Source organism: Flagellimonas amphidinii, from assembly GCF_013090115.1.
Classification (GTDB): Bacteria; Bacteroidota; Bacteroidia; order Flavobacteriales; family Flavobacteriaceae; genus Flagellimonas; species Flagellimonas amphidinii.
Window position 1 is genome coordinate 1 of sequence record NZ_JABFNN010000004.1, and the last position, 3,065, is coordinate 3,065.

Here is a 3,065-nt window from a genome sequence, read left to right on the forward strand (position 1 = left end):
TCCTCTCTTTTGTTCTTTCTGGTTTATAAATACAATCTAATCAGAATCAAACTTAAGTTGGCTATAATTCATTGTGGTTTTGTGCCACACCAAAATAAAAGTATAAATCAAACTGCTGGATTTCGACGGAATAATCCTGTGGATGATTCCACAACGAAATCATAGCCGTAACCGTTGTACGCAATTTTGACCTAAATGACATTTCAAGAATTAAAAGAAAAATATCCAAACCGAGGACCTGCTTTTCCATCGCATTGGCCTGAACCAAACGAAACGGATTTGGACGAGATGATTCGGAAATATAACTGTAAGTTTCCTAAATCGTTTGTTGACTTTCAACTAAAATATTACAGAGAAGTTCCAATTGGGGATTTCGCATTTGACGGTTTCGGATTTGCGAATAAAGGACTTGAGCCGTATGCGAACTTGGAAGGGATTTTGAAAGACTTCAAGGAATTGGAATATCCCGAATATCTAACGCCTTTTAGGAAAGACAACGGTGACTTTTGGTGTTTTGACAGCAGAAGTGATGAATCTGAATTTCCCGTTGTGATTTTTGACCACAATTCAAATGGAATTGAATCTGACCCAAATTATAAATGGAAAAATTTTATTGAATGGTTGGACAAAACAATGCTTGACGAATACTAAAAAACTGCGTACAACACGGTGTATAATTAATTGCGGGCGGATTTCCCAAAATGGAAATCCTTGCAATTAACTATCTTCGGTACAGGCGGACATTTTCCGTTGGAAAAGTCCGCAACTAATCATACACATAACCGTTGCCACCAATTTGAAAAATGAATGAAAAAATTAAAAAAACCTTAATTGCAATTGGAATTCCGGTTGTTTATGCAATTCTCGTCCGAATTACATTTGGAATGAAATTGAAAACTTGGGATGACTTTTTTCAAGTTATGTCAGTAACATTCTTGTTCATACTTCCGACAATAATTGGAGCTCTGACAGTTTATTTATCAAGTAGAGAAAAAGCAAAGAGTATCACATATAGAATATTTACACCTTGGATTCCAGTATTCTTATTCTTAATTCTGACTTTAGCTTGGGGAATTGAAGGTTGGGCTTGTTGGATAATGATTTTACCCGTTTTCTTACTAACTGCATCAATTGGCGGAATATTTGGTGGATACTTAAAAACTCACAGAAAAAACGACCAACTAAATATTTCTTTATTAATTCTATTACCATTTTTAATCGGACCAATCGAAAGTTTAATTAAAACAATCCCTGGAACTTATAAAGTCTATACTTACATTGATATTAACGCACCAACAGAAAAAATTTGGGATAATGTAACTCGTGTAAAAGAAATTTCAGTTGAACAAGACAAAGGATATTTAACAAGAATGCTTGGATTTCCGAGACCTGTAAAAGCGGAACTGAACTTTGAAGGTGTTGGAGCATATAGAGAAGCCATTTTCACAAAAGGACTCGTTTTCCACGAAACGGTAACGGAATACAAAGACAATGAAAAAATGGTTTTCACAATAAAAGCATATCCACACGAAATTCCATCAACCACTTTGGATGAACACGTAGTAATTGGCGGAGACTATTTTGACGTTTTGAATGGAACGTACGAACTTGAAAAACTACCAAATGGACTGAATCGTTTACATTTATATAGCCACTTTAAAATGAACACAACTTTCAATTTTTATGCAGGTTGGTGGGGGAAATGGATAATGAAAGATATTCAAAATAACATTTTACAAGTGGAGAAAAAAAGGTCTGAAAATGAATAAAAAACTGGTGGCAACAATGTATAACCGCAATTACGGCGGATTCGACTACTTCCGAATCCACTCGGAATTGCGAAAGTCTGTGCTAAACCGAAAATTAACGCATATTAACCCGTAACTGACGGTTATACGAGACCGTTGTACGCAATTAGAACAAACATCAATCAATTATGAAATCAAAATTTTTATTCATCCTAATTTTATTGACACTTGCTTGTCAAAATAAAACGGGAGAATATGTTTGTAAGCCTTGTGATTTACCTTGTGACGAATTGACTTTTAACGAATCTGGAATTTGTCCACGCTGTAAAATGAACCTTATTAAAAAAAGTGATTTAATTCCTGAAAAGGAACTAATCTTAAATGAAATTAAGATTCAGGACGGAAGTGGGAAATTTTTAATTGATGGAGGCTTTCAAGAAGAAAAACAAATAATCATTCATTACTATAAACCAAGGAATCTGAAATCCGAATCGCCAGTTGTGATTATATTGCCAGGAGCTGGGCGAAATGGAGATGAATATCGAGACGCTTGGATTGAAAAAGCAGAAAAATACAATGTTCTTGTTCTATCACCCGAATACTCTGAAAGATATTATCCTGAATTTTGGAGTTACAATTTGGCAGGAATGATTACAGATGTGGAAATAAATGAGGATAGAACAGCTATGACTGGTTTTAAAATTAGCAAGAACCCAAATAAATGGATTTACAACGATTTTGACCGAATTTTCCATTTAACAAAAGAAAAACTTAATCTTAAAACAGATACTTACGATTTGTTCGGGCATTCTGCTGGTGGACAAATTCTACATCGTCTTGCAATTTTTAAGTCAGATAATAAAGCTAATAGAATTTTATCATCAAATTCTGGTTGGTACACTGTTCCGACAGATAGAGAAGATTTTCCAACTGGTTTAAAAGACAGTTATCTGTTAGAAAAGGAAATAGATTTCAGTAAAAACCTTGTCTTGTTTCTTGGAGAAAAAGACGATGCCAATGAAACGAGAGGAGATTTAAGACACTCACCAGAAGTTGACAAACAAGGTCTTCATAGACTGGAAAGAGGAACATATTTTTATAATGAATCAAAGAAAATCGCATCGGAATTAAACTCTGAATTCAATTGGAAATTAGAAATTATTCCAAATGTCGGGCACGATTATAGAGAAATGAGTAAAGCTGCTGCGGATTATTTATATGAATTGAAAAAATAACTGCGTACAACAAAGAACTGAGTTAAAAAACAAGTTCTTTTAGTTTAATTTGGACACATAATTTTCATCATAGGGCAAACCT

General features: G+C 34.2%; 3 protein-coding genes. All 3 read left to right on the forward strand.

The annotated features are described in order from the left end of the window. Nucleotides 1-195 precede the first annotated feature (195 nt). The 3 genes from HJC33_RS00020 to HJC33_RS00030 all read left to right on the forward strand — a co-directional run bounded on the left by HJC33_RS00020 (nt 196) and on the right by HJC33_RS00030 (nt 2,983). Nucleotides 196-651 carry an SMI1/KNR4 family protein gene (locus HJC33_RS00020; protein ID WP_171656744.1) on the forward strand — a complete coding sequence of 152 codons (456 nt, stop codon included), beginning with the start codon at nt 196-198 and terminating at the stop codon, nt 649-651. A 152-nt stretch (nt 652-803) separates the two neighbouring features. Continuing rightward, nucleotides 804-1,769, forward strand: coding sequence for an SRPBCC family protein (locus tag HJC33_RS00025; protein ID WP_171656745.1), 966 nt, complete (start codon nt 804-806; stop codon nt 1,767-1,769). 167 nt (nt 1,770-1,936) lie between these two features. Continuing rightward, entirely contained in the window at nt 1,937-2,983 is a 1,047-nt protein-coding gene (locus tag HJC33_RS00030) for an alpha/beta hydrolase family protein (RefSeq protein WP_216366617.1), read from the forward strand. Nucleotides 2,984-3,065 lie beyond the last annotated feature (82 nt).